This window comes from Nocardiopsis ganjiahuensis DSM 45031, from assembly GCF_000341085.1.
Taxonomy (GTDB): domain Bacteria; phylum Actinomycetota; class Actinomycetes; order Streptosporangiales; family Streptosporangiaceae; genus Nocardiopsis; species Nocardiopsis ganjiahuensis.
In genome coordinates this window covers 209,674-234,547 of sequence record NZ_ANBA01000006.1, presented here as the reverse complement: position 1 = coordinate 234,547, position 24,874 = coordinate 209,674, and the positions used below count along the sequence as shown (strand labels likewise).

The following is a 24,874-nucleotide window of genomic DNA, read 5'->3' as shown; positions in this document are numbered from 1 at the left end:
AGTCAACGGTGTTAAGGACATGAAAGGCACATGAGCGATATGTTGCCGGGCGGCGGACTGCAGCAAGACAGGTTCCCGACAGTGCGCAAGGGCGGCTACGACAAGGCGCACGTCGACGACTACTACGTCCGAATGGACAACCAGTTCAAGGACCTCCGCGAGCGTCTCCAGCGGATGGACGACGAACTGGAGCAGTACAAGCGCGACCTCGCGATCGCCCGCGAGAAGGCTCAGGTCAAGCCTGAGCACGAGCAGATCAGCGAGCGCATGGCGGAGATCCTCCGTATCGCCGAGGAAGAGGCCAAGGAGCGTCGCTCCCGGGTCGAGACCGAGGTGAAGGAGCTCCAGAAGAAGGCCCAGGAGGAGGTCGCCAAGCACCGCAAGGACGGCGAGGAGCACGCCGAGCGCATCGTCTCCTCCGCGCGCGCCGAGGCCAACGAGATGGTCGCCGGAGCCAAGAAGGAAGCGGACCAGCTCCGTGACCAGGCCAAGCAGGAGGGCGACCGCCGTCTGAGCGAGGCCGAGGCCCGGGCCAAGAAGATCCATGACACGGCCGACCGCCGTCTGGCCACGCTGACGGCCACGCACGCCGAGGCGCTGCGCCGCCTGAAGGACATGCACTCCACGCTGGCCGACCTGGTCGCGGCCGAGGACAAGGCCGGTGCCCTGGAGGCGGGCCTGTCCCGCGAGGACGCGGTGCCCGCTCCGGCCGAGACCCCCAAGGGTCAGCAGAACCCCGGCCAGCAGAACCCGGGGCAGCAGGGCAAGGGCCAGCAGAACCCCGGCCAGCAGAACCCCGCGCAGCAGGGCAAGGGCCAGCAGAACCCGGGTCAGCAGGGCTCGGAGCAGCCCAAGCCGGCGGCCGAGCCCGAGGCCAAGGCGCCGGAGAACAAGCCGCAGGAGAACAAGGCTCCGGAGGCCAAGGCCCCCGAGGCGCCCAAGCCCGCGGCGCAGCCGGTGAAGGAGGAGGCCACCACCAGGCTTCCCCCGCTCCAGCAGGAGCCGGACGAGGCGACGGTGCGCATCAAGCCCGTCCCGCAGGCCAAGCCGGAGGGCGCGAAGCCGACGGGGCCCCAGCAGGAGGAGGGCAAGGGCGGCGGCCCCGAGCCCGCCGCTCAGCAGCCCCCGCAGGGCAACCGTTTCACCGGGCCGGCCCCGGGCGGCCGACCCCAGGGACACCAGCAGCCGAGCGGTCCGCAGCAGCCCCCGGCGGGCCCGCCCGAGGACGCAGGGGACCCGGGTATCACCGGTGTCTACCGCCGTCCCGAGGGGCAGCAGCAGCCGCCCACGGGCGACGAGGGAGTCCGGGTCATCCGCAAGCCCTGACCGGTGCCGAACCGGACTCGGTCCGGTGCGACGCGGGGGCGGGACCAACGGGTCCCGCCCTTGGGGCGTGTCCGGCGGGCATTGCGCGGAACACCCGTGGCGTTTTGTGGCCAGTTGTAGGGTGAAGTCCGCCTTGTCGCAGGCTGTCGGCTACGATGCCGACAGCCATGATTATCCGCGCGGCCATTCGGTCCGACCTCGGTGCGATCCTGCGTCTCCTGCGCGAACTCGGTGACACCACCCACACGCAGAGCGCGCACGTTCGCATGTCCTCCGCCGCCGTACGCGCCTGGACCCGTATGGAGAACGACCCCGACCGCACCGTCCTCGTGGCGGAGCGCCGGGGACAGATCATCGGGACCCTGGACCTGCTGGTGGTGGCCAACCTGACCCACGACGCCCAGCCCTGGGCGGTGGTCGACAACCTCGTCGTCGACCCCGACACCAGGCTCCAGGGCATCGGCAGGGCCCTCATGGAGGACGCCCTGGACCGCGCCACGCGCGCGGGCTGTTACAAGGTCGAGCTGCTCTCCCACGAGAGCCGCCAGGGTGCGCACGTCTTCTACGCCTCCCTGGGCTTCGACAACTCGGCCGAGGGCTTCCGCCGCTACCTGTGAGCCGCTGACCCGTTCTCCGCCGCCGTTCCGGGCCTCGCGGCCCCGGCGCCCTTCTTCGGGCCGCCGCCGCGCAGCGGAACGCCCTTCATGAACGAGACCGCGACCAGGCCCAGCACCGCGATGGGGACACCGGCCACGAACACACCCTGCATCGCGTGGTCGAAGGCGCCCACCACCACCTCGCGCACGGGTCCGGGCAGCGAGTGCACCAGTTCCGGGGACCCCTGGGCGGACTGCGCGGCCTCCTCCAGACCGATCGAGAGCGCCTCGGCGCCCGAGTCGGTGCCGTTCTCGGTGTCCAGGGCGACGGCCTCCTGGGCAGCGGCCGCCGCGGAGGCGAGCTCGGCGTTGAGCCTGCTCACCATCACCGCACCGAAGGCGGCCACACCCATGGCCCCGCCCAGGTTGCGGAAGAAGGTGACCGAGGCGGTCCCGGAGGCCATGTCCCTGACCGGCAGCGAGCTCTGGGTGGCCAGCAGCAGGATCTGCATGTTGAGCCCGAAGCCGAGGCCCACCAGCATCTGTCCCACGACGACCGTGGTCAGCCCGGGGTCGACCCGGGTCATGCTCAGCACGGTGAAGCCGATCACGCACAGCACCATGCCGACGACGGTGTAGGCCTTCCACCGGCCGGTGCCGCTGATCGCGAAACCGGAGCCGATCGAGGTGAGCAGGAACGAGGCGACCAGCGGCAGGGTCATCAGCCCGGAGACGGTCGGGCTCATGCCGTGCACCATCTGCAGGTACTGGGGCATGTAGATGATCAGGCCGAACATCATCATGCCCACGGTGACCGAGCCCGCGGAGGCCAGCACGAAGGTGCGGTCGCGGAACAGGCGGGTGGGGATGATCGGTTCCTTCGCCCGGCGCTCGACCAGGACCGCGGTGACGGTCAGCAGCACGGAGGCGGCGCCCATGGCGTAGACGGCCGGGGAGTTCCACGGGATCTGCGTGCCGCCCAGGCTGAGAAGGACGATCACCGTGCTGGCGGCGCTGAAGATCAGTCCGGCGCCCAGCCAGTCGACGGTCGGCTTGTGGCGCGGGACGAACGGCATCCTGAACATGAACTGGATGACGCCGAACGCCACCACGGCGAGCGGGACGGTGATGAGGAAGCACCAGCGCCAGCCGAGCGGACTGTCGACGAGGAAGCCGCCGACCAGTGGTCCGAGCACGGTCGAGACACCGAAGACCATGCCGATCAGGCCGCTGTAGCGGCCGCGTTCGCGGGGCGAGACGACGTCGCCGAGGATGATGTTGGGCAGTGTGGCCAGACCGCCGACGCCCAGGCCCTGGAGGGCGCGGGCGGTGATCAGCCAGTTGATGTCCTGGGCGAAGCCCGCCGCGAGCGAGGCGACGATGAAGATGCCGAGGGCGATCTGGAAGAGCAGCTTGCGGCCCCAGATGTCCGACAGCTTGCCCCACACCGGGGTGGAGGCGGTCATGGTCAGCAGGGCGGCGGTCGCCACCCAGGCCAGCCGGTCCTGTCCGCCGAGCTCTCCCATGATCGTCGGCAGGGCGGTGCCGATGATCGAGTTGGTGAGCATCGAGGTGAGCATCGCCAGGACGAGGCCGACCATGATGCGGCGCACGACCGGGCGCGGGGGGTACTCGGGTGCGGCTTCGACCGGTACCGCGGCGGGCGGGGGGTCCTGCGCGGGCCGGGAGGCGGACGGGTCGGAGCCGGGGCCGGGGGAAGGGTCCCGTTCCGTGGACGTCCCGCGTACTGACTGTTCCATGAGGCCCCCGATTCCGGACGCACGAAAGCCCCACGGCACACGCACCGGGGGCAAGCATCCACCTCAGGTATATGTAAACGCTGTTGACCTGTCAAATCGGTATCTCTGGGACCGTTCCGGTATGCGTGCGGTGTACCGAGGTGTCACCCTGGTGTTCCGAAAGCCAGACCACAGCCACCAAGGGGTGTGCAGATGGAGCGTCCGGACGAGACCGGAGGCGGTGCCGAGGCGCCGACGCGCGGTCGTGAGGCGACCCGGGAACGCATCCTCGCCAGTGCGAAGGCGCTGTTCACCAGCGAGGGGTACGGTGCGGTCTCCTCACGCAAGATCGCCTCGCACGCCGGGGTGAACGTCGCGCTGATCAACCGCTACTTCGGTTCCAAGGCCGGGTTGCTCACCGAGATCCTGCGCGAGGACGGCGTCTTCCCCCGGCTCATCGAGGACGGCGCGCCCGAGGACCTGGCGGAGCGGCTGGCCGAGCACTCGGTCGGCCGCCTGCACGGTGAGGGCACCCCGCTGCAGCTGTCGCTGGACGACTCGGCGGGCGATCCCGACCTCCAGTCGGTCTACCAGGGGCGGCTCAAGAACGCGCTGATCGACCCGCTCGCCGTCTACCTGGGCGGACCGCACGCGCGCGTGCACGCCTCGCTGGTCGCCGCCGTCCTGCTGGGTGTGGGCCGTGTCCGGCGGGTGGAGGGCGCGACCGCTCTGCGCGCGCACGACCGCGAACAGCTCACGGGGCGGGTGCTGGCCCTGCTGGAGCTGTGCCTGAAGGACTTCGACGCCTCCGAGCCGGACCAGGACTGAGCCGGAGCCCGGCCGGGTCCGCGCCGGGTCCTACCCGCATCGCAGAAGCCCCCGCCCCTCTCAGGCAGAAGAGGGGCGGGGGCGGCCCCGGGGCGCCGCGCGGAGCGGAGCCACTAGAGGGGGAAGGCGGTGGCGGCGATGGCCACCGCGACGACCGGCAGGATGAACGCCCAGTACTGCATCGGCACGAAGAAGAACGTGTGCGAGTTGCGGTACTCCACCGGCTGGCCGGTGGCGGGGTGGAAGCCCTGCTTGGGGGCGTTCAGCTTCTGGCCGACGAAGTAGACGGCCACGGCGGCGAGAACGCAGCCCACGGCCCCGCCCAGGCCGGACGCCTGGGAGCCCATGAGGCTCCCGGCGACGATGCCGCAGGGAACGGCGATGGCCGCCGCGATGAGCAGGACGAGAATGCCCCAGCCGCGCCAGATGATCATTGTGGGTCCTCTGAGTTGCTGTGATCGGGGGATTGCGAACGGTCAATGGGATACATGTGGCTGATGTGTGGTTCTGGGAATTACCTGAGGCCCCGACCCGACTTCTCACTCTTTTGCCGTTCCGGCAAGGGAACTCGCTTCTCGTCCGATCGCTGAGCAGAGTGGGGGCGGAGGTGGTCGACGACATGACCCAGGAACACGATTCCCGGCCCGATGAATGGGGCGAGGAGTACTGGAACGAGAAGTACCGGTCCGGCGACCGGATCTGGAGCGGGCGGCCCAACCGGCACCTGGTCGCCGAGACGGAGGGGCTGGTGCCCGGCCGCGCGCTGGACGTCGGCGCGGGGGAGGGAGCGGACGCCCTCTGGCTGGCGGCGCGGGGATGGCAGGTGACCGCGGTCGACATCTCGTCCGTGGCGCTGGACCGGGCCGCGGCGCACGCCGCGGAGGCCGGGGAGGGTGTGGAGAACCGGATCACCTGGCTGCGGGCGGACGTGACCCGCTGGTCCCCGCCGAAACCCCCGTTCGACCTGGTCACCGTGCAGTTCATGCACCTGTACCCGAACCCCCGGGCACGGTTGTTCGCGGACCTGGCCGCCTCGGTGGCGCCGGGCGGGGAGCTCCTGGTGGTCGCGCACCATCCCAAGGACCTGGAGACGGGTGTGCCGCGCCCGCCGGCCCCGGAGCTGTTCTACGAGGGGGACGCGGTGACCGCGGCGCTGAGCGAGGGGGAGTGGGACGTGCTCGTCGACGACGTGCGGACCGCGGAACAGACCCTGGGTGAGACCTCCTACACCGTGCACGACCTGGTGGTCCGGGCCCGCCGCCGCGGGTAGCCACAGCGGGTCGGGGAGAACAGGGGACCGGCCGCCCCCGGGGAGCAGATTTCCGGGGCGGCCGGTCGATTCGCGGCCGAACGGGGAACGATGTCCGGTGACGGCCCGGAGAGGAGTCAGTCGCGGAGCTTGGCTACGACGTCGATCTCCACGAGGATGTTCGCCAGGTCCGAGCCCACGGTGGTCCGTACCGGGTAGGGGGCGGTGAAGTGCTGTTCGTAGACGGCGTCGAACTCCGGGAAGTCCGCCTTGAGGTTCTCCAGGCGGACGGTGGACTTGACGACGTCGTCCAGGGTCAGGCCGTGCTCGGCGAGCACGGCCGCGATGTCGGCGAGCACCTGGGTGGTCTGCTCCCCCACCGTCGGCGCGACCTGCCCGGTCTCGGGGTCCTGGGGGCCGAACCCGGCCGTGTACAGGAAACCGCCGACCACGACACCCTGGCTGTAGGCACCGGCCGGGGCGGGGGCCTTGTCGGTCCGGACCGCCTTCTTGGACATGTGTCTCCTTCGGGCGGGTGTCGCGTGCACATGCGCGCGCCGGCGCTCGTGCCGAATCCCGTGTCGAATCGCGGGCGGTACGCGGACACATTTATTGGCAACAAAGTTACCAATTTTCTTTCGTGCAGCGTATCTTGGGCCACACCGACACGCCTACGGCGGAATCGCCGAACAGGGTGCCGGGGACCCGGATCGGAGGAACAGTGCAGCCCGAGACCGTACTCGCCGGAGGGCGGGTGATCGACGGCAGCGGCGGCCCCTCCCGCCTCGCCGACCTCGTCCTGCGCGGCGGCCGCATCAGTCACATCGTTCCGCCCGGGAGCGCCAGGACCACCGGAAACGTCATCGACGTGACCGGGCTCGCCGTCTCCCCCGGGTTCGTCGACATGCACGCCCACTCCGACCTCGCCCTGCTCGCCGACCCCGCACACGAGGCCAAGGTCTGCCAGGGGGTCACCCTGGAGGTCCTGGGCCAGGACGGGCTCGGCTACGCCCCCGTCACCGACGCGACCGCCGAGCCCGTTCGTGAGCAGATCGCCGCCTGGAACGGGACCCCCGAACTCGACCACTCCTGGCGCAGCGTCGGCGAGTACCTGGACCTGATCGACCGGGGCTCACCCACCAACGCCGCCTACCTCGTCCCCCAGGGCAACGTCCGCATGGCGGTCGTGGGCAACGAGGACCGCCCCGCCACGGCCGCCGAGATCGGCCGCATGCGCGCGATGGTCGCCCAGGGCATGGCCGACGGGGCGCACGGGCTCTCCGCGGGCCTCACCTACACCCCCGGCATGTACGCCGGCGACGACGAGATCGTCGCCCTCCTCGAACCGGTGCGCGCGGCGGGCGGCTACTACTGTCCCCACCACCGCAACTACGGATCGAGGGTCGTGGAGTCCTACCAGGAGTGCCTGGACGTGGCCCGCCGCGCCCACGTCCCCCTCCACCTCGCCCACTGCCACGTGAACTTCCCGCAGAACCGGGGGCGTGCGCCCGAGGTGCTCGACGCGATCGACGAGGCCACCGTCCGCTACGGCCTCGACGTCACCCTCGACAGCTACCCCTACCGGGCCAGTGCCACCTACCTCGGCGCCCCGCTGCCCTCCTGGGCCCAGGAGGGCGGGACCGCCGCCGCGCTCCACCGTCTGCGCGACCCCGGCACCCGCGCCCGCATCCTGCACGAGATCGAGGTGGAGGGCACCGACGGCAACCACGGCGTCCCCATGGACTGGTCCGCCCTCGTGGTCACAGGGACCGCCGACCCCTCGCTCTCCTGGGCGGTCGGCTCGTCCGTCGCGGACCTCGCCGAACAGCGCGGCGAGGCCCCCGGGCGGACCTACGCCGACCTGCTGGTCGCCGACGAACTCCGCAGCGGTTGCCTCCTCCGGGTCGGCAACGAGGAGAACATCCGCACGATCATGCGGCACAGCGCGCACACCGCGGGCAGCGACGGCATCCTCGTCGGCGACCGCCCGCACCCGCGCGGCTGGGGCACCTTCCCCCGCTACCTCGGCCACTACGTGCGCGAGCTCGGACTGCTCAGCCTGGAGGAGTGCGTCCGCCACCTCACCTCCCGGCCCGCCCAGCGGCTCGGCCTCACCGACCGCGGGACCATCCAGCTCGGTGCCGTCGCCGACCTGGTCGTCTTCGACCCCGACACCGTCGACGCCCGCGCCACCTACGAGGAGCCGCGCCGCACCCCGGTGGGCATCGAGCACGTCCTGATCAACGGTGAGTTCACCGTCCGGGACGGGCGGCGCACCGACCGCCTGCCCGGCCGGTCCCTCCGGAGGAACGCCCGATGAGCCGGATCGACGCGGTCTGCGTCGGCGAGACCATGGCGGTGCTCACCGCGGCCGAGGCCCTGACCGAGGGCACCCGACTGAGCGTGGGCACCGGAGGCGCCGAGTCGAACGTGGCCATGGCGCTGGCCCGTCTCGGCCACCGGGCCGCCTGGGTGAGCCGGGTGGGCGACGACCCCTTCGGACGTATCGTCACCGACGCCGTCGCCCGCTGCGGTGTGGACGTGCGCGGCGTGGAAGTGGACCCCGTGCTCCCCACCGGTCTGTACGTGAAGGACACGGCAGCCGGCGGGGCGGGGGTCCTGTACTACCGGAAGGGCTCGGCGGCCTCGGTGATGTCCGCCGCCGACGGGGAAAAGGTGTGGTCCCGGGGCGCCCGGGTGGTGCACCTGTCCGGGATCACCCCCGCGCTGTCCGCCCGGGCCGCCGCCCTGAGCGAGCACCTGCTCGACCGGCGCTCCGGCGACGGCGCCCTGCGCTCCTTCGACGTCAACCACCGGCCGGCCCTGTGGACGGCGAGGGAGGCGGGGCCGGTGCTCCTGGACCTGGCCCGCCGCGCCGACCTGGTGTTCGTCGGACGCGACGAGGCCGAACGCCTGTGGGGCACCCCCGCGGCGGAGGACGTCCGGGCGGTTCTGCCCGAGGTGCCGTCCCTGGTGGTCAAGGACGCAGGGCACGGGGCGACGTGCTTCGGCGGGGCGGCCCCCGTGTTCGTGCCCGCCCCGCCGGTGGACGTGGTGGAGGAGGTCGGCGCCGGTGACGCCTTCGCCGCCGGGTTCCTGTCGGGCCTGCTGGACGGCTTCCCCTCGGACCGCCGCCTCAGCATGGGACACGCGGCCGCGGGCGAGGTCCTGCGCTCCCACGGGGACACCCTCGACCGGGTACCGGACGAGATCCGGAGGATTCGCGCCACCGCGTCCGCGCCCTCGGGAACGCCGCGGTGACCGCCGCGGACGGCTAGCCGATGACGATGGCCCCGGCCAGGACCGGGGTGCCGAACCGGACGGAGCCGTTGCCGGAGGCCAGGGTACGGCTGCCCTGGCAGCTGGTGCCCGCGAAGAGGGCGAACCGGGACTCGCCGTCGATCTCGACGACCCCGCCCTGGCCGGTCTCCAGGACACGGCAGCCGCCGTTCTCCACGGTCTGCTCGTGTCCGGACTCGAAGGTGATGCGGACCGGCGCGGTCTCCTCCTTGCTGGTCATCCCCGAAATGGCTCCGGCGATGGTCGCGGACATGGTGGCAAGGTTCGCAGGGCGGATCGGCACGGGATTCCCCTCTTCACCGGGCTCACGCGAGCCCTCAAGACACAGGTACTGAAGACGCGGCCGGGCACCGAAGGCGCTGCCGAGTGCGGAGTTGGTTACTCTGTGTCATTTAGCTACAGGATCACGCGAAAGGAGGGGACCGACGGCGGAGTGTCGGCGGATTTCTCCGTGGGGTGAACAGGGCTTTTGTCGGCATCATGACGGCTGGGTAGGATCGGTTCCCATACACGGGAAGGGAGGGCACGCGTGCACTACCTGCTGCCCCTCTTCGAATTCCTGACCTTCGGCTTTCTCCCGGGCGACCTCCCGCTGCCCGGCGCGGACGGCGGCGCCCTGACCCTCCTGGTCGTGGCGGTCGGCGCGGCCCTGGCCCTGCTCGTCCTGCGCGGTACGGCCCTGTGGCCGGTCGGCGACACCGCCACCGGAGCGGCGCACGCGATGCGCCGCAGGTCGAAGAAGCTCCCGGTCCTCACCCTGTGTGACCCCGACGCGGCGGGCAGACCGCGCCCCCGAGCACCCGGCACGGGGCCCTCGGCCGCTCGCTGACCAGCGTCCGGGGCCGGTCCCCGACGGGACACGACCCGTGGAACAGCCCCTGCCGCGTTGCGGCTCCGAGCGGCCTGACGTCTGAACTTCCCACCCGGACGAAGGGCCTCAACCTTGTACACCCTCGGGCCGATCGCGGCCGCCATCAACCTGCTCTCCGCGGTCCTCGCCGCCCTGACCGAACTGCTCACCCCGCTCACCGGAGCCCTGGCCGCCGGGCTGGCGGTCGTCGGCCTGACCGTGGCCGTCCGCCTCCTGCTCCTGCCTCTGGGGGTGGCCCAGGTGCGAGCGGAGAAACAGCGCGCCCGGATCGCGCCCGAGCTCGCCGAGATCTCCGAGCGCCACGGCAAGGACCCGGAGCGAATGGTCGCCGAACAGCGCAGGGTCTACGCCGAGGCGGGCACCTCGCCGCTGGCCGGATGCCTGCCGGGCCTGGTGCAGATCCCGCTGGTCATCGCCCTGTACGGGCTTTTCGTCGGGGCCGGCCCGGGCGAGGAGCCGCTGCTCGCGCACACCTTCGGCGGTGTCGAACTGGGCTCCACCCTGGTCGGCGGTATCGAAGGGCTCCTGGTCTCCCCGGTCTTCGCCGCACTGCTGCTGCTCCTGGCCCTGGTGGCCTGGGCCCATCGCCGCTACGTGGTCCTGCCGATGACGAAGGCCGGTCCCGCGCAGCCCCCGGTGCTCGGGATGCTGTCCTACATGCCGTTCATGACGGTGGTCATCGCCGCGTTCGTGCCGCTGGCCGCCGGGATCTACCTGTTCGCCTCGACGACCTGGGCACTCGCCGAGAAGGTGGCTCTGCGCCGGATTCTGCCGGACTGACCCGTTCCCGGACGGTGCCGGTCGGAGCCGGCGCCGACTAGAACTCGACGGTCACACAGGCGAGGCGATCGCCGGCGGTCCCCGCGTGGCCCTCGTGGGTGGCGGTGTGCTCGTCGTGCAGCACCAGGGAGTGGGCCTCGCCCTCGCGGAACTCCCACTCGACGGTGGACGTGACGTAGGCGTTGCCGCTGTCGTCGGTGGTCATGTCCAGCCAGACCTCGTTCTCGGGGTTGGCGTACTCGGGGTCGGTGGAGGGCTCGCCCTCCGCCGCCTCGGGGTCGACCTCGTCCTGGTAGTGGGGACCGGCGTCGTCGGGCTCGTCACCGCACGGCTGGGTGTGCACGTGGGCGCCGAAGTCCCGGTCCGCCTCCAGGTCGGTCCCGGTGAACTGCACGAATGTGGAACCGCCCTGGACGCGGACCTGGACGTCCGCGGTCGCGCCCTCGGGCACCGCGGTCTCGTCGTAGGTGATCGCCCCGGCACTCTGCCCCGGGGGGAGGAAGATCGAGGCGGTCACGCTCGGGGAGGTCGTGGGCTGGGCGGCGGGGTTGTCCGTGGAGGACGCGCCGCTGGTGGAGGGTGCGCCCTGCGAGCATCCGGTGGCGAGAAGTGCGGTCAGGATCAGACCGACGGCGGGCGGGGTGGTGCGCATGTCGGGACTCCCGGGTGTTCGGCGCTGTGGATGTCCGCAACGTTACCCAAGGTGCATACCAGATAACTACGAGTGCGGGAACTGTGGTGTGGCCGGAGGGTCGAAGCTGTCCCTGAGGGTGAACGCCTCTGCGGTGGGGCCCTTGGTGTGCAGGGTGTCCAGGCGTTGTCGGCCCTCCTCCAACGTGGGGACCGTACCAGCCGGAATCCACCACAGCACCAGGTGAGCTCCGGAGAACCGGTCGAACCAGGTCCTCCGCCTGCGCAGGAGCTCCAGGTGCTCCGTGCGGTAGGTGAAATCCCACAGCGCCCCGACGCTCTCCCACACCGAGAAGTTGACCAGCAGGTCGTCGCCGAACGGCCGCAGCCGGGTCGCGTCCGGCTCGCCCTCCTCGGTCAGTCGCCAGACGAAACCGGGGGAGCGGTCCGCCAGGGCGTTGATCGGGTCGAGGAGTTCGACGAACGCCGCCATCGACGGCTCGTCCAGCGGTGCCTTGAGCAGGCCGACGTTGATCTGCGCGAGGTGGTGGGAGACGGATTCGGGGTGCGGGGAGGGGGAGGGCGGGGAGTGGCTCATGGCGTCAGGAGACCACGGCCCGCACTTCTATGTCAATCAATATTGTTTTTGGAAATCAGCACGCAGCAGCGACCGCTCCCGGGGGCCAACCGGGTCTCGGGGGCCGCCCCGCCCCGTCTTTCGGCGTGGGCTGCGAGCATGCCCCTGACCAACTCCAGGTTGAGGCCGCAGGCCAGCGGCGGGAAGTCCCGGGCCAGCCGGTGGAACGGGCAGTTGCGCAGGCTGACCTCCGCCTCGCCGCCGGAGCCGTCCCCCCGCTCGTCCCGGGGCCCGTCCTCCGGTTCGTAGCCCCGGGCGCGCAGCAGCTCCAGCACCGATTCCGCGTCGGTGCCCGCGCCGATCCGCCGCCCCTCCTCCCGGGCGGCCGCGTGCAGGGCCTCCTCGGCGCCGTGCCGCTCCACCGCCTCGGCCAGGACCCGGGCGGCCAGTTCGTAGTCGCGCGGCGGCAGCTGGATGGACACCTCGCGCTCGGAACGCCGGTACAGCTTGGCCGGGCGCCCCGACCCGGGACCCTCCCGGCCGCTCACCTTGCGCCGCACCACGTCCAGCAGCCCCGCCTCCACCAGCCGGTCCAAGTGGTGCGCGGCCAGGGTGCGCTGGATGCCGAGCGCCTCCGCGGCCTCGGCGCGGCCGACCTCGCCCCCCGAGTCCGCGACGTGCTCGTACAGCCGGCGCCGAAGGGGATCGCCGAGGGCCCGGGCGGCGTCGATCGATGAGTCGTCCATGCCCCCATTGTGCTCCCGGAGAGGGTCGGGCCCGGAGGGCTCAGGCCGGGTCGTTCCCTCGCACCCGGCCCGGTCGGCCGTGTTCGGGCGCGACCGGGCGGGTGGCGGTCACGCACAGTCCGACGATCAGCGCCACCTCGCCCAGGTTGGCCAGGACCAGCGGCACGGCCGGGGCCGCAGCGGCCGCGAACATGACCGCGGCCCCGACGCCCATCCACACGCCGCCCCGGCGCAGAAGGGCCGAGCCGACGAGGACGAGGACCAGGATCGCCGCGATCGAGGGCACCGGAGGGGAGGACTCGACCGCCGTGTAGCGCAGGGCGTCCCCCTCGCGTCCGGCGGCCAGTTCCAGCCCCGACACCTCGAAGGCCAGACCGTAGGCGATGAGGGCGGTCGCCAGGGCGCAGAAGGCTCCGTGGACCCACCGGGGGCGAGCCCAGGGAGCTCCCGCGCGGCGTGCCAGCCCGACCGCGGCGATGATCAGCAGCGGTGTGACCAGGGCGTGGACCAGGAAGCGAGGGTGGTTCAGGCCTTCGAGCAGGGCCCCCTCCCCGACCAGGCGGCCGACCGCCACGATCCCGTTGTCGTAGACCAGTCCGAGCGTGACCAGTGCGACCAGTGCCAGGTAGGGGGAGCGGTCGGTCCAGGCGCGCCGCGCCAGCCACCCGGTCAGGGCCGCGTGGATCGCGGCGACCGCGGCGAAGAGGAGGGAGACCATATCTCTCGCTTTCTAAGTATCTAACTTTTCGAGATAATAACCGGGTGAGGAGGACAACGCCATCCCTTCGGGGCGGGAGGCCGAAGATGGCGGACCCTCCGGGATGGCAGACTGGTGCGGCCCACCACGACCCCTCCTGAACAGGCGACATGCGAACGATCAGACGCGGCGGCGAACACGAGGTCGAGATCAGGAAGTCCCGGTTCATCTGCGCCATGGCCAGGGTGGACAGCGAGGACGCCGCCCGTGCGTTCATCGCCGAACGGCGCAAGGAGCACTGGAGCGCCAACCACAACTGCACCGCCTACGTGCTGGGCGAGGACGGCGGGGTACAGCGGTCCAGTGACGACGGCGAGCCCGCCGGGACCGCCGGGGTGCCCATGCTGGAGGTGCTGCGCCACCGCCGGATCACCGACACCGTCGCCGTGGTCACCCGCTACTTCGGTGGAACCAAGCTCGGTGCCGGCGGCCTCATCCGCGCCTACGGGAACTCGGTGTCCGCCGCGGTCGAGGAGTTCGGGCTGCTGGAGCGCCGCCGTTTGCAGGTGGTGGACGTGTTCGCCGACTACGTGCTCGGCGGCCGGCTGGAGAGCGACCTGCGCGACTCCCCGCTCACCGTCCGGGAGGTCGCCTACGAGGACCGGGTCCGCATCGAGGTGGCCCTGCCCGAAGCGGACCTGCCCGACTTCGAGGTCCGACTGGCCGAGCTCACCGGAGGCAGGGCCGAGTTCGAGGTGAGGGGCACCACGGTCATCGAGGTGGAGCCCGACCCCGGACCCTGACCGACGGGGACCGTGCGTTCACGGAGCGGTAACGAGTGACGGGCTCCGTGTACCCACTTGACCGTTCCCCGGCTTAGGATTTGCCGTAAACGTCATCGTTTCGTGGGGAGAGACCGTCAATGCGCAGCTCACGCGTGCCCCAGGCACTGACCTGGGGCCTTGTGGCGCTGCTGGTCGCGGGCTGTACCGGTGATCCGGAACCGCCCGAACCCGCACCGGAGGAGGAGCCCTCCCCGGTTCCCACCGCCTTCGAGGGCGAGGTGCCCCCCGGTATCGAGGGCGACGTCCTGCGCCACCTGCACGGTGACGACGCCGACGTCCACGACATCCTCGACGACCCCCTGGGCGTGCGGATCAGCCCCGTCGGCGGCGCCTTCCTGATCAGCTCCGGCGGCGAGGACCGCCACCTGCTGCACGACGCGGCCACCGGCGACACCCTCTGGGAGGGTGGGGCGCGGTTCCGCGGTTTCGACGTCGACTCCGAGGGCGACCCCGTCCTGCTCATGGCCGACGACGACACCCCCTTCGTGCTGGGCGCCGACGGCCGGACCCGCTGGCGGCCCGCCGAGGACGGTGACGTCTACCTGGACGGGGTGGCGGTGCGCCGCCCGGCCGAGTGGAGCCAGGAGGAGCCGTACGGCGACTACGCCGTGCTGGACACCGAGGGCGACGAACTGTGGTCCTACACCTTCGAGCCCGAGGACGAGCCCGAGGAGGACGGCGAAGGCGAGGAGGAGGACTCGGAGCCCGGCGGCGACGAGGACGAGGACACGGCCGAGGACGCCCCGGAGCGCTTCGGTGTTCCGGTGGCCGCCTGGGGCGACACCGTCCTGCTGGACTCCGGTGACTCCGCTCTGAACGCCCGCTCCATCGGTCCCGACGACGCGGGCGAACCCCTGTGGTCGGTGTCCGCGGCCGACGAGGAGCTGGATCTTCCCGCCACCGCGCCGGTCCCCGTTCCGCAGATCCTCGGCGTCTTCGCGACCCCGGTCCCCGAGGCCGAGGAGACGGAGGGTGGCGAGGACGCGGAGGACGGCGAGGAAACCGAGGGCTCCGAGGACGGCACCGGTGGCGATGAGGCCCCGCGGACGGTTCTGCTGCGCTGGGCCCAGCCCGAGGCCCCCTCGGTCCTCACCGCGCACGACGCCGACGACGGCGAGCCGCTGTGGGCCCTGGAGGAAGCCGGTACCAACCCGGTCTCCCAGCACTACGCCGAGGCCGGGGTCCCGGGTGTCCTCTACGACGCCGACACCGCGACCCTGCTGCTGCCACAGGCCAGTGGCGAGGCCACGATGGTCGCCGTCGACCTGGTGGCGGGCGAGGTGCGCTGGGGGCTGGAGGAGGACGCCGGTTCGATCTCGCCGGCCTTCGCCCACGCCGGCCTGGTCTACGGCGACTCCCGCTCCAATGAGGACGGCGACCGGCAGCTGGTGCTGGACGCCGAGACCATGGAGGTGGTCGGCGACGACCTCTCCGCCTACGTGGAGGCGATCACCGAGACCGGGCACGCCATCCTCGTCCAGGACCGCCAGCGGTTCGTCTTCGGTCCCGAGCCCGAGGACGAGGACGAGGGCGACGAGGACACCGGCACCGAGTCCCCCGAGGACACCGATCCCGAGGGCAGCGAGTCCCCCGAGGACGACGAGGGCTAGGTCGGGTCCGTTCGGGGTTCGCGGACCCGCCGGGTCGGCACGGGGCGTCACCGCCCGTTCTCTCCGAGGTCCCGATTTCGGGTTTGGCCGGAACCGGACAGGCCCGGGGGCGTCTTTTCGTGCCGCAGGGAGCGACCGGACACGGAAGCAAAGATCCCTTTGGCTACTATTCAGTGCCTGGATAGCTTTGGCACAAGGCGTCCCGGTTTCCTCTGGAACCCCTCCACTCCACCCCCGCATCTGTGAGCACCATGAGTCCTGCCCAGAACGCAGCCCTCCTGCCGGCTACGGCCACCGACCTCCTGCCCACCGACCCCGCCGAGATCGGCCCGTACCGGCTGCTCAAACGCCTGGGCGCGGGTGGCATGGGCGCCGTGTACGCCGCCCGGGCCCAGGACGGGTCCCTGGTCGCGCTCAAGGTCGTCCACCCGGAGTTCGCGGCCGATCCCGAGTTCCGGAGCCGCTTCGCCCGCGAGGTCGAGATGCTCGCCCGGGTCGGCGGCGCCTGCGCGGTGCCGCTGCTGGCCGCGGACACGGAGTGCGCCCAGCCCTGGCTGGCCACCCCCCTGGTCCGCGGGCTGACACTCAACGCCTACCTGCGGGAGAACAAGGGCCCCATGGCCCCGGCACTGGTCCACGGCCTCGCGGTGGGCATCGCCGAGGCCCTCGCGCAGATCCACTCCGCCGGGGTGGTCCACCGCGACCTCAAGCCCGCCAACATCGTGGTCTCCCCGGAGGGCCCCCGGGTACTGGACTTCGGCATCGCGCGCGCCCTTGACCAGACCGCGCTCACACGTACCGGGTCCGTGCTCGGCTCCTCGGGCTGGATCAGCCCGGCGCACTACCGCGGTGACCCGATCAGTACCGCCGACGACATTTTCGCCTGGGGCGCTCTGGTCACCTACGCGGCGACCGGACGGCCCCCGTTCGGCGGCGGCGACCCCGCCGCCGTGGCGCACCGGGTGATGAGCGGCGAGCCCGACACGGAGGGCTTCGACGGCCCCCTCGCCGACCTCGCCCGCCGGGCGCTGGACAAGGACGCCGACCGCAGGCCCACCGCCATGGCCCTGGTGATCGGGGTGATGCAGCTGGTCCACCTGGGCCGTCCGGTCTCCGTCATCGACGGGCCCACGTCCGCGGGGGCCGCTGTCGCCCAGACCCTCCAGGCCACCTGGCACGGGGTACGCGCCCCCGTGGAGCAGGAGGTCGCGGTACCCAGAGGGCGCCGTGGAACGGGCCAGGGCAGGGGGCGCCGAACCGGGCTCGTGGTCGCCGCCGCCGTCACCGCCCTGCTGCTCGTCGGAACGGGTGTCGGCGGGGCCGCGGTGGCCGGCAACTGGGACTCCCTGCCGATCGCGGCCTGGTTCGGCGCCGACGACGAGGGCGGGGACGGTACGGCGGACAAGGGGAGCGCGGGGGACTCCGGCAGATCTGCCGCCACGTCCTCCGGGGGCCCTTCGGAGGAGCCCCCCGGCGACCCCTCCGATGAGGACGGGGACACCGGGGACGAGGCGGGCGGGGAAGGTGCCGGGGAGGAGGACGGCGCCGACGGCGAGGACGGCGGCGCCATCACCACGATGGCCACGGTCGGCGCCGGGGTGAGCGCCTCCGGTCCGCGCCCCCCGGGCACCCACGTGGTGGCCTTCGAGCCCTCGAACGGCTCAGGCCGGTACGCGGTGCTGGACGGCGCCACGGTGGTGTGCGCGTGGAGCTTCTGCCAGGGGCAGGGCGGTGCTGTCGGGGACGGCGACGCCGGTTCGGTGGCCTCCAGCCCGACCGCGCTGACCGGTTACGTCAACAGTGGCAGCCGCACCGTCTCGGCCGAGATCACCTACACCGAGAGCGGCGGCACCGTCACCATCACACGGCTCGTGGAACACCACAGGACCAGCGGCAGCGGAACCCCGCCCTGGTAGGAGGAGGACAAGTGCTGAAGTACCTCGCCCGCTGGGTCTCCTGCGGGCTCGCCATCACCCTGACCGCGGTCCTGGCCAACCCGGCGCCGGCCGCCGCCGCGCCCTACAACGGGGCCTGCGGTGACGGTTACAACGTGAACAACAGCGCCTCCGTCAGCGGCGGCACCGTCTACCTCGCCTACAACAACTCCACCGGGCGCAACTGCGTCGTCGTCGTGCGCTCCGACGCCGGGGCCGCGATGAACATGGACGCGGTCCTCAAGCAGAGCACCTCCACCTCCTGGACGCGGGACCCCGGTGACTGGACCTCCTACGCAGGTCCGGTCCACCTGGAGGCCGCGGGCCAGTGCGTGGACTGGGGCGGCGTGATCGGTGACGAGTGGGTCGTGCGCAACGCCACCAACTGCGGCTGACCCGGGCCGCGGTCCGGGCCCCGGCAGCAGGCGCACGGTCGGGGAAAGCAGGAGCGGCCCCGCCGAACGGCGGGGCCGCTGTGGCCTGTCGGTGCCTCGACCGGACGGTGAGGCCGGTCAGACCCGGTAGAACGAGAAGGCCCCGTACTGGGAGATGCTCAGTTCCCACTCGGTGACGTCCCCGGTCGCCTCGTCCAGGCTCTGGCAGAGGAAGGGCGCCTCCTCGCCGGGCACGCCGCGCTCGAGGTCGGTGGCCATGTCGCAGAGCACGTACTCGGTCTCGGCGCTCACGCGCAGCGTGTCCTCGACGACCTCGCGGATGAGCGGGCCCTCGGGGAGGTCCCACTCGTAGTTGATGAGGACGCCCGAGGACGTGATGTCGATCGAGTAGTCCCAGTCCTCGCCGAGGAAGTTCACCGTGCAGGTGATGGACTCACCCTCCTCACCGGCGATCTCCGGGCAGGTGTAGGTGGCCTCGGGGTCGGTCGTCGACGCGAAGGTGGAGACCGACTCCAGGGCGTCCCAGGCGATCCGGTCACCCAGCGGGGCCGCGGAGTCGGGTTCGGCGGGCAGGTCCGCCTCGTCGATCTCGGGGGCTTCGGCGGGGATGGGGCCTTGGTTGAACGCGGAGGCGTCGACCTCGGGGGCCTCTTCCTCCTCGGGCTCCTCGACAGCGGCCGTGTCGGTCCCGGTGGGCGCGGGCTCGTCGGCACCACAAGCGGCGAGGGCCAGGGCGGAGCCGGCGGCGACGAGACCGAGGGCGACGCGGTGTCTGCGGGCGGAGTTCAACATGGAGGTTCCTGTAGAAAGTGCGGACTGGAGTGAATGTTGGGGTCCCTGACCGGCGCCTTTGGTTCTCCGATCGGGGCCTATGTGTCCCATGTCACACTCTGGGGCCGGGGTGGCGCACTGGGGCCGACCGGCTGACCCCCGACCCCGCCCGGCGCGGAGTCGGCCTGTGCCGAGCACCACACCCCGGCTCGCCCGAACCGAACCCGGTTCTCTACCATCTCGGAGTATGGACGTCCCTGAGAGCGGGGCCGCCGGAACAGCGGCTCCCAACCTGGCCGAAGGCTTCCCGGCGGCCACACGCGAGCGGTGGCGCGAACTCGTCGCCGGAGTGCTCCGCAAGAGCGGTGTCGCCGAGGACCGCCTCGCCGACACCCCCGAGTCCGTGCTGGCCACCCACGGCTACGACGGGTTCGACATCGAGCCCCTCTACACCTCCGAGCCCTCCGCGGCCGACCCCGGCTATCCGGGTCTGGCCCCCTTCGTCCGCGGTTACCGCCCGGGCGGGGGAGTGGCGGGAGGATGGGACATCCGCGCCCGGCACACCGACGCCGACCCCGCCGCACTCCGCCGCCGCGTGCACAACGACCTCATGAACGGCGTGAGCTCGCTGTGGATCGCGGTGGGAGAGGCGGGGGTGCCCACCGACCAGCTGGGCGAAGCCCTCGCCGACGTCTACCTCGACCTCGCCCCGGTGGTGCTCCGCGCCCCCGGCCCGGAGGCCCTCGACGCCGCCACCGCCCTGCTGCGGGCCCACACCGACGCCGACGTCCCCGACGGCCGCGTCATCTCCCACCTGGGCCTGGACCCCCTCAGCACAGCGGCCCTGGCCGGCGAGCGCCCCGACGTGGCGGACCCGGCCCGCTTCGCCGCCGAACACGCGGCCCGGTACCCCCACCTGGGGCTGTTCGTCGCCGACGGCACTCTCGTCCACAACGCGGGCGGCTCCGAGGCCCAGGAGATCGGCTCCGCGATCGCGGCCGGTACCGCCTACCTGCGCGCCCTGGCCGCCGCCGGACTGGATCTGGCCGACGCCGCCGGCCGGATCGAGTTCCGGCTGGCCGCCAACGCCGACCAGTTCTCCGTCATCGCCAAGCTCCGGGCCGTCCGCGCCATGTGGAACCAGGTGCTGGAGGCCTCCGGCGTCCCCGCCGACCGACGCGGCATGAGCCTGCACGCCACCACCTCCGACGCGATGCTCACCCGCCGCGACCCGCACGTGAACATGCTCCGCACCACCGTGGCCTGCTTCGCCGCCGGGGTGGGCGGCGCCGACGCGGTCACCGTCGCGCCCTTCGACTCCGCGGTGGGCCTGCCCGACGACTTCGCCCGCCGCATCGCCCGCAACACCCAGTCGCTCCTCATCGAGGAGTCCCACCTGGCCCGGGTCGTCGACCCGGCCGGGGGCTCCTTCTACGTCGAGGCCCTCACCCGCGACCTCTACAACGCCGGGTGGGCCTTCTTCCAGGAACTGGAGCGCGCCGGGGGCATCGCCGAGGCCATCGGACACGGCGAGCTCCGCACCGCCGTGGACCGCGTCTGGGAGCTGCGCCGCCGCGACCTCGCCCACCGCACCGCCCCGCTCACCGGGGTCAGCGAGTTCCCGGACCCGCACGAGAAACCCCTCGTCCGAGAACCCGATCCCGCCCGCCCTGTCCGGGTCCCCGGCGGTTTCCCGGTCCGCCGCTACGCCCAGGACTACGAGTCCCTGCGCGACCGCTCCGACGCCCACACCGCCGACAGCGGCCGACGGCCCACCGCCTTCCTGGCCACCCTCGGCCCGGTCGCCGCGCACACCGCCCGCGCCTCCTTCGCCACGAACCTGCTCGCCGCGGGCGGGATCGCGGTCCACGACCCGGGCCCGCTCGACGGCGCCGGGGCCGCGGCCGCCGCCTTCACCGCCTCCGGCAGCCGGGTCGCGGTGATCTGCTCCTCGGACAAGGTCTACGCCGAACACGCCGAGGCGGTCGCCCGCGCGCTCAAGGGGGTCGGGGCCCGCCGTGTCCTCCTCGCCGGATCGCCCCGAGACGCCTACAGGGAGGCCGGGGTGGACTCCTTCGCCCACAAGGGCTGCGACGCCGTCGCCCTGCTCACCGACCTGGTCGACGTGATCCTCACCGATCCCCCGCCCACCCGTCGCCCACCATCGCCCGCCGAGGGCGCTTCGCGCGGGGACGGGCTACCGCCCTCAACGGACGCCTCCGGCGCAGTACCGCCCACCCGTCGCCCACCATCGCCCGCCGAGGGCGCTTCGCGCGGGGACGGGCTACCGCCCTCAACGGACGCCTCCGGCGCAGTACCGCCCACTACGAACGACTCCACCCAGGGGGAGAGAGCATGATCCCCGACTTCTCCACCGTGGACCCCCGGCCGCCCGCCTTCACGGCGGACGGCCAGGGCGCCCAGGGCGAGGCCGACTGGCAGCGCGCCCTGGAGGAAGCCACCGGAAAGGCCGCCGACGCCCTGGAGTGGGAGACCCCGGAGGGCATCGGGGTCAAACCGCTCTACACGCCCGCCGACCGCGCGGGCCTGGACTTCGTGGACGGCCTGCCGGGCATCCCGCCGTACCTGCGCGGGCCCTACCCGACCATGTACGTGAACCAGCCGTGGACCATCCGCCAGTACGCGGGTTTCTCCACCGCCCAGGAGTCCAACGCCTTCTACCGGCGCAACCTGGCCGCGGGCCAGAAAGGCCTGTCGGTCGCCTTCGACCTGGCCACCCACCGCGGCTACGACTCCGACCACCCCCGGGTGTCGGGCGACGTGGGCATGGCCGGGGTGGCCATCGACTCCATCTACGACATGCGCCAGCTGTTCGACGGGATCCCGCTGGACCGGATGAGCGTGTCCATGACCATGAACGGCGCGGTGCTGCCCGTCCTGGCGCTGTACATCGTGGCCGCCGAGGAACAGGGTGTGTCCCCCGAGAAGCTGTCGGGGACCATCCAGAACGACATCCTCAAGGAGTTCATGGTCCGCAACACCTACATCTACCCGCCGAAGCCGTCGATGCGGATCATCTCCGACATCTTCGCCTACACCTCGCGGCGGATGCCGCGGTTCAACTCCATCTCCATCTCCGGCTACCACATGCAGGAGGCCGGGGCCACGGCCGACCTGGAGCTGGCCTACACCCTCGCGGACGGTGTGGAGTACATCCGCGCGGGGCAGAAGTCCGGTCTGGACGTGGACGCGTTCGCGCCCCGGCTGTCGTTCTTCTGGGCGATCGGGATGAACTTCTTCATGGAGGTCGCCAAGCTGCGCGCGGCCCGCCTCCTGTGGGCGCGCCTGGTCAAGGACCTGGGCGCCGCCGAGGACAAGTCGCTGAGCCTGCGCACCCACTCCCAGACCTCGGGCTGGTCGCTGACCGCGCAGGACGTGTTCAACAACGTCGGGCGCACCTGTGTGGAGGCCATGGCCGCGACCCAGGGCCACACCCAGTCGCTGCACACCAACGCCCTGGACGAGGCGCTGGCCCTGCCCACGGACTTCTCGGCCCGCATCGCCCGCAACACCCAGCTGCTCCTCCAGCAGGAGTCCGGGACCACGCGCGTGGTCGACCCCTGGGGCGGCAGCTACTACGTGGAGAGCCTCACCCAGCAGCTGGCGGAGAAGGCGTGGGCGCACATCCAGGAGGTCGAGAAGGCCGGGGGCATGGCCGCCGCGATCGACGCCGGACTGCCCAAGATGCGCATCGAGGAGGCGGCCGCCCGCACCCAGGCGCGCATCGACTCGGGCCGCCAGCCGGTGATCGGCGTCAACAAGTACCGGCCGGACACCCCCGACGAGATCGACGTGCTCAAGGTCGACAACTCCAAGGTCCGCACCGAGCAGCTGGACAAGCTCCGCCGCCTGCGCGAGGAGCGCGACGACACCGAGGTGCGCGCCGCCCTGGACGCCCTCACCGAGGCGGCCGGGCGCGAGTCCAGGGCCGACGAGGCCCTCACCGGCAACCTGCTCGCCGCCGCCGTGGACGCGGCCCGCGCCAAGGCGACCGTCGGTGAGATCTCCGACGCCATGGAGAAGGTGTTCAACCGCCACTCCGGCCAGATCCGTACGATTCAGGGTGTGTACAAGAACGAGGCGTCCGGGAGCGCGGACGCGGCCGACCTGATGGACCGGGTGACCGCCCGGGTCGACGAGTTCGCCGAGGCCGAGGGCCGCCGGCCCCGCATCCTCGTCGCGAAGATGGGCCAGGACGGCCACGACCGCGGCCAGAAGGTCATCGCCACCGCCTTCGCCGACCTCGGTTTCGACGTCGACGTGGGACCGCTGTTCCAGACCCCGGCCGAGGTCGCCGTCCAGGCCGTGGAGGCCGACGTGCACGTGGTCGGGGTGTCCTCGCTGGCCGCCGGACACCTGACCCTGGTGCCCGCGCTGCGCGAGGAGCTGGCCGGGCTCGACCGGGAGGACATCATGATCGTGGTGGGCGGGGTGATCCCGCCGGGGGACTTCGACGAGCTCCGGGAGGCCGGGGCCGCCGCGATCTTCCCGCCCGGCACGGTGATCGCCGAGGCCGCGACCGACCTGCTCGACCAGCTGGAGGAGCGGTTGGACCCGGAACGGGCGGAGCAGCCCGAACAGGGGTCCGGCCGGGAAGGGGAGTGACCGTGGCGGTGCGCGGGAGGCGTCCGGTGGACGTGGACGCCCTGACCGAGGGGGTCCTGTCCGGGCACCGGCCGACCCTGGCCAGGGCGATCACCCTGGTGGAGTCGCGCCGCCCGGACCACGCGCGGGCCGCCCAGGAGCTCCTGGTGCGGTTGCTCCCGCACACCGGCAAGGCGCAGCGGGTCGGGATCACCGGCGTGCCCGGGGTGGGCAAGTCGACCTTCATCGACGCGCTCGGCACGCGGCTGACCGCCGCCGGGCACCGGGTCGCTGTGCTCGCCGTCGACCCGTCCTCGACCCGCACCGGCGGCAGCATCCTCGGTGACAAGACGCGCATGGCCGCACTCGCGGTGGACCCGAACGCCTTCATCCGGCCCTCGCCCACGGCGGGCACGCTCGGCGGTGTGGCCCGCGCGACCCGCGAGACCATGCTGCTCATGGAGGCGGCCGGGTTCGACGTGGTCCTGGTGGAGACGGTGGGTGTCGGCCAGTCCGAGGTCACGGTCGCCGCGATGGTCGACTGCTTCCTGTTCCTCACGCTGGCCCGCACCGGCGACCAGCTCCAGGGCATCAAGAAGGGTGTGCTGGAGCTGGTGGACGTGGTCGCGGTGAACAAGGCCGACGGCCCGCACGCCGACGACGCCCGCAAGGCCGCCCGGGAGCTCTCCAGGGCCCTGCGCCTGCTCCAGCAGGTCCATCCGCGGTGGCGGCCGCCGGTGCTGACCTGCAGCGGCATGACCGGTGACGGGCTGGACGAGGTGTGGGAGACCGTGCTGGAGCACCGGCGGGTGCTGGAGCTCGACGGCTCCCTCGCCGACCGTCGCAGCTCCCAGGGGGTGAGCTGGATGTGGGACCAGGTCCGGGACCGGCTCATGGACGCGTTCCTGCGGGACGAGGGGGTGGCAGGGCTCATTCCGAGGATGGAGTCGCAGGTGAGGTCGGGGGACACCACGGCCACCCTGGCCGCGCGCACGCTGTTGGATTCCTTCACTCAGAGTGATGGAGTTCGGGAACGGGAAACGGAACGTGACCGGTCCGAGGGTGACGGCGCGGACGCGTGAGGGATGGTCGATCACACCGGGTTCCATGTCGTGAAATAACCCATGGTGAACGGTCGATAACCGGGCATCCGAAGGGGGTTCTCGCCCATGAGGCGAAAATTTCTTGCCCGATGGCATTCCCGTATGGGCGGTTCGCTTATACCGTGTGTGTCCAACGACTTACCAGATCGTTCGGGCGCGCAGGTGTTTCCCTCACCGGACCGGCTCTGTGGGAGTGGAGCCGGGTCCGGTAGTCGTTCCCGGTCGGGCTGCGTATGGTTAAGCGAGGGACCCCTCACCATCTGAACGTGGGG

At 71.9% G+C, this 24,874-nt stretch carries 24 protein-coding genes; 15 read left to right on the top strand and 9 right to left on the bottom strand.

Annotation, left to right across the window (positions count from 1 at the left end):
* Window positions 1–39: 39 nt before the first annotated feature.
* Together D458_RS0106380 and D458_RS0106375 are read left to right on the top strand one after the other, a co-directional pair.
* Window positions 40–1,326, top strand: a complete 1,287-nt coding sequence (locus tag D458_RS0106380) for a cell division protein DivIVA (protein WP_026119050.1) — start codon at window positions 40–42, stop codon at window positions 1,324–1,326.
* A 167-nt stretch (window positions 1,327–1,493) separates the two neighbouring features.
* Window positions 1,494–1,943, top strand: a complete 450-nt coding sequence (locus D458_RS0106375) for a GNAT family N-acetyltransferase (protein ID WP_017585888.1) — start codon at window positions 1,494–1,496, stop codon at window positions 1,941–1,943.
* Here the strand turns inward: D458_RS0106375 and D458_RS0106370 are convergent.
* Window positions 1,934–3,682, bottom strand: coding sequence for an MDR family MFS transporter (locus D458_RS0106370; protein WP_017585887.1), 1,749 nt, complete (start codon window positions 3,680–3,682; stop codon window positions 1,934–1,936). The two genes, D458_RS0106375 and D458_RS0106370, sit on opposite strands and share 10 nt — an antisense overlap.
* Before the next feature lie 192 nt (window positions 3,683–3,874).
* Between D458_RS0106370 and D458_RS0106365 the strand changes: the two genes are divergently transcribed.
* A complete protein-coding gene (locus D458_RS0106365; protein WP_040702205.1) occupies window positions 3,875–4,489 on the top strand; it encodes a TetR/AcrR family transcriptional regulator in 615 nt (204 codons plus the stop codon).
* A gap of 113 nt (window positions 4,490–4,602) precedes the next feature.
* Here D458_RS0106365 and D458_RS0106360 read toward each other — a convergent pair whose 3' ends face one another.
* Window positions 4,603–4,923, bottom strand: a complete 321-nt coding sequence (locus tag D458_RS0106360; protein WP_017585885.1) for a hypothetical protein — start codon at window positions 4,921–4,923, stop codon at window positions 4,603–4,605.
* A 185-nt stretch (window positions 4,924–5,108) separates the two neighbouring features.
* On the opposite strand from D458_RS0106360, the gene D458_RS0106355 reads away from it, so the two are divergent.
* Complete coding sequence (locus D458_RS0106355; protein WP_026119048.1) at window positions 5,109–5,759, top strand: class I SAM-dependent methyltransferase; 651 nt, start codon at window positions 5,109–5,111, stop codon at window positions 5,757–5,759.
* 116 nt (window positions 5,760–5,875) lie between these two features.
* Here the strand turns inward: D458_RS0106355 and D458_RS0106350 are convergent, their stop codons facing one another.
* Window positions 5,876–6,256 carry a RidA family protein gene (locus D458_RS0106350; protein ID WP_017585883.1) on the bottom strand — a complete coding sequence of 127 codons (381 nt, stop codon included), beginning with the start codon at window positions 6,254–6,256 and terminating at the stop codon, window positions 5,876–5,878.
* Between the two features lie 203 nt (window positions 6,257–6,459).
* On the opposite strand from D458_RS0106350, the gene D458_RS0106345 reads away from it, so the two are divergent.
* Window positions 6,460–8,058 (top strand): N-acyl-D-amino-acid deacylase family protein, encoded by a 1,599-nt coding sequence (locus D458_RS0106345; protein WP_017585882.1) that lies wholly within the window; start codon window positions 6,460–6,462, stop codon window positions 8,056–8,058.
* On the top strand, window positions 8,055–8,999 hold the full coding sequence (locus tag D458_RS0106340) for a sugar kinase (RefSeq protein ID WP_017585881.1): 945 nt from the start codon (window positions 8,055–8,057) through the stop codon (window positions 8,997–8,999). Before D458_RS0106345 ends, D458_RS0106340 begins: the two co-directional genes overlap by 4 nt.
* Window positions 9,000–9,012: 13 nt before the next feature.
* On the opposite strand, the gene D458_RS0106335 is transcribed toward D458_RS0106340, so the two are convergent.
* Window positions 9,013–9,321, bottom strand: a complete 309-nt coding sequence (locus tag D458_RS0106335) for a hypothetical protein (RefSeq protein WP_026119047.1) — start codon at window positions 9,319–9,321, stop codon at window positions 9,013–9,015.
* A gap of 246 nt (window positions 9,322–9,567) precedes the next feature.
* Here D458_RS0106335 and D458_RS0106330 point away from each other — a divergent pair, with 246 nt between their 5' ends.
* Together D458_RS0106330 and D458_RS0106325 are read left to right on the top strand one after the other, a co-directional pair.
* Window positions 9,568–9,867, top strand: a complete 300-nt coding sequence (locus tag D458_RS0106330) for a DUF6412 domain-containing protein (protein ID WP_017585879.1) — start codon at window positions 9,568–9,570, stop codon at window positions 9,865–9,867.
* A 114-nt stretch (window positions 9,868–9,981) separates the two neighbouring features.
* A complete protein-coding gene (locus D458_RS0106325) occupies window positions 9,982–10,689 on the top strand; it encodes a YidC/Oxa1 family membrane protein insertase (RefSeq protein WP_017585878.1) in 708 nt (235 codons plus the stop codon).
* 37 nt (window positions 10,690–10,726) lie between these two features.
* On the opposite strand, the gene D458_RS0106320 is transcribed toward D458_RS0106325, so the two are convergent.
* The 4 genes from D458_RS0106320 to D458_RS0106305 all read right to left on the bottom strand — a co-directional run bounded on the left by D458_RS0106320 (window position 10,727) and on the right by D458_RS0106305 (window position 13,360).
* Entirely contained in the window at window positions 10,727–11,341 is a 615-nt protein-coding gene (locus D458_RS0106320) for a superoxide dismutase family protein (RefSeq protein ID WP_017585877.1), read from the bottom strand.
* Between the two features lie 66 nt (window positions 11,342–11,407).
* The gene (locus tag D458_RS0106315) at window positions 11,408–11,917 is read right to left on the bottom strand and encodes a DUF3291 domain-containing protein (RefSeq protein ID WP_017585876.1); all 510 of its coding nucleotides are present in this window, start codon (window positions 11,915–11,917) and stop codon (window positions 11,408–11,410) included.
* 32 nt (window positions 11,918–11,949) lie between these two features.
* Window positions 11,950–12,642 carry a helix-turn-helix transcriptional regulator gene (locus D458_RS0106310; protein ID WP_017585875.1) on the bottom strand — a complete coding sequence of 231 codons (693 nt, stop codon included), beginning with the start codon at window positions 12,640–12,642 and terminating at the stop codon, window positions 11,950–11,952.
* Window positions 12,643–12,682: 40 nt separating this feature from the next.
* Window positions 12,683–13,360: a hypothetical protein gene (locus tag D458_RS0106305; RefSeq protein ID WP_017585874.1), complete on the bottom strand. Its 678-nt coding sequence runs from the start codon at window positions 13,358–13,360 to the stop codon at window positions 12,683–12,685.
* Between the two features lie 149 nt (window positions 13,361–13,509).
* Here D458_RS0106305 and D458_RS0106300 point away from each other — a divergent pair, with 149 nt between their 5' ends.
* The 4 genes from D458_RS0106300 to D458_RS0106285 all read left to right on the top strand — a co-directional run bounded on the left by D458_RS0106300 (window position 13,510) and on the right by D458_RS0106285 (window position 18,123).
* Complete coding sequence (locus D458_RS0106300) at window positions 13,510–14,142, top strand: YigZ family protein (RefSeq protein WP_017585873.1); 633 nt, start codon at window positions 13,510–13,512, stop codon at window positions 14,140–14,142.
* A gap of 119 nt (window positions 14,143–14,261) precedes the next feature.
* Window positions 14,262–15,794, top strand: coding sequence for a hypothetical protein (locus D458_RS0106295; protein ID WP_017585872.1), 1,533 nt, complete (start codon window positions 14,262–14,264; stop codon window positions 15,792–15,794).
* A 251-nt stretch (window positions 15,795–16,045) separates the two neighbouring features.
* Window positions 16,046–17,710: a serine/threonine-protein kinase gene (locus D458_RS0106290; RefSeq protein WP_017585871.1), complete on the top strand. Its 1,665-nt coding sequence runs from the start codon at window positions 16,046–16,048 to the stop codon at window positions 17,708–17,710.
* An 11-nt stretch (window positions 17,711–17,721) separates the two neighbouring features.
* Entirely contained in the window at window positions 17,722–18,123 is a 402-nt protein-coding gene (locus tag D458_RS0106285; protein ID WP_017585870.1) for a hypothetical protein, read from the top strand.
* Window positions 18,124–18,240: 117 nt separating this feature from the next.
* On the opposite strand, the gene D458_RS0106280 is transcribed toward D458_RS0106285, so the two are convergent.
* Window positions 18,241–18,915 (bottom strand): hypothetical protein, encoded by a 675-nt coding sequence (locus tag D458_RS0106280; protein WP_017585869.1) that lies wholly within the window; start codon window positions 18,913–18,915, stop codon window positions 18,241–18,243.
* 226 nt (window positions 18,916–19,141) lie between these two features.
* Between D458_RS0106280 and D458_RS0106275 the strand changes: the two genes are divergently transcribed.
* The 3 genes from D458_RS0106275 to meaB are packed head-to-tail and all read left to right on the top strand — an operon-like array spanning window position 19,142 to window position 24,581.
* The gene (locus D458_RS0106275; protein ID WP_017585868.1) at window positions 19,142–21,253 is read left to right on the top strand and encodes a methylmalonyl-CoA mutase family protein; all 2,112 of its coding nucleotides are present in this window, start codon (window positions 19,142–19,144) and stop codon (window positions 21,251–21,253) included.
* Complete coding sequence (gene scpA / locus D458_RS0106270; RefSeq protein ID WP_017585867.1) at window positions 21,250–23,520, top strand: methylmalonyl-CoA mutase; 2,271 nt, start codon at window positions 21,250–21,252, stop codon at window positions 23,518–23,520. The genes D458_RS0106275 and scpA overlap by 4 nt, the downstream gene beginning before the upstream one ends.
* Entirely contained in the window at window positions 23,517–24,581 is a 1,065-nt protein-coding gene (gene meaB, locus D458_RS0106265) for a methylmalonyl Co-A mutase-associated GTPase MeaB (protein ID WP_017585866.1), read from the top strand. The genes scpA and meaB overlap by 4 nt, the downstream gene beginning before the upstream one ends.
* Window positions 24,582–24,874: the final 293 nt, after the last annotated feature.

Coding starts and splice junctions, on each gene's coding strand:
- D458_RS0106375 (WP_017585888.1), top strand. CDS start 1,494: ATGATTATCCGCGCGGCCATTCGGTCCGACCTCGGTGCGATCCTGCGT.
- D458_RS0106300 (WP_017585873.1), top strand. CDS start 13,510: ATGCGAACGATCAGACGCGGCGGCGAACACGAGGTCGAGATCAGGAAG.
- D458_RS0106295 (WP_017585872.1), top strand. CDS start 14,262: ATGCGCAGCTCACGCGTGCCCCAGGCACTGACCTGGGGCCTTGTGGCG.
- D458_RS0106365 (WP_040702205.1), top strand. CDS start 3,875: ATGGAGCGTCCGGACGAGACCGGAGGCGGTGCCGAGGCGCCGACGCGC.
- D458_RS0106320 (WP_017585877.1), bottom strand. CDS start 11,341: ATGCGCACCACCCCGCCCGCCGTCGGTCTGATCCTGACCGCACTTCTC.
- D458_RS0106355 (WP_026119048.1), top strand. CDS start 5,109: ATGACCCAGGAACACGATTCCCGGCCCGATGAATGGGGCGAGGAGTAC.
- D458_RS0106305 (WP_017585874.1), bottom strand. CDS start 13,360: ATGGTCTCCCTCCTCTTCGCCGCGGTCGCCGCGATCCACGCGGCCCTG.
- D458_RS0106380 (WP_026119050.1), top strand. CDS start 40: ATGTTGCCGGGCGGCGGACTGCAGCAAGACAGGTTCCCGACAGTGCGC.
- D458_RS0106370 (WP_017585887.1), bottom strand. CDS start 3,682: ATGGAACAGTCAGTACGCGGGACGTCCACGGAACGGGACCCTTCCCCC.
- D458_RS0106310 (WP_017585875.1), bottom strand. CDS start 12,642: ATGGACGACTCATCGATCGACGCCGCCCGGGCCCTCGGCGATCCCCTT.
- D458_RS0106280 (WP_017585869.1), bottom strand. CDS start 18,915: ATGTTGAACTCCGCCCGCAGACACCGCGTCGCCCTCGGTCTCGTCGCC.
- D458_RS0106290 (WP_017585871.1), top strand. CDS start 16,046: ATGAGTCCTGCCCAGAACGCAGCCCTCCTGCCGGCTACGGCCACCGAC.
- D458_RS0106315 (WP_017585876.1), bottom strand. CDS start 11,917: ATGAGCCACTCCCCGCCCTCCCCCTCCCCGCACCCCGAATCCGTCTCC.
- D458_RS0106340 (WP_017585881.1), top strand. CDS start 8,055: ATGAGCCGGATCGACGCGGTCTGCGTCGGCGAGACCATGGCGGTGCTC.
- D458_RS0106360 (WP_017585885.1), bottom strand. CDS start 4,923: ATGATCATCTGGCGCGGCTGGGGCATTCTCGTCCTGCTCATCGCGGCG.
- D458_RS0106350 (WP_017585883.1), bottom strand. CDS start 6,256: ATGTCCAAGAAGGCGGTCCGGACCGACAAGGCCCCCGCCCCGGCCGGT.
- scpA (WP_017585867.1), top strand. CDS start 21,250: ATGATCCCCGACTTCTCCACCGTGGACCCCCGGCCGCCCGCCTTCACG.
- D458_RS0106275 (WP_017585868.1), top strand. CDS start 19,142: ATGGACGTCCCTGAGAGCGGGGCCGCCGGAACAGCGGCTCCCAACCTG.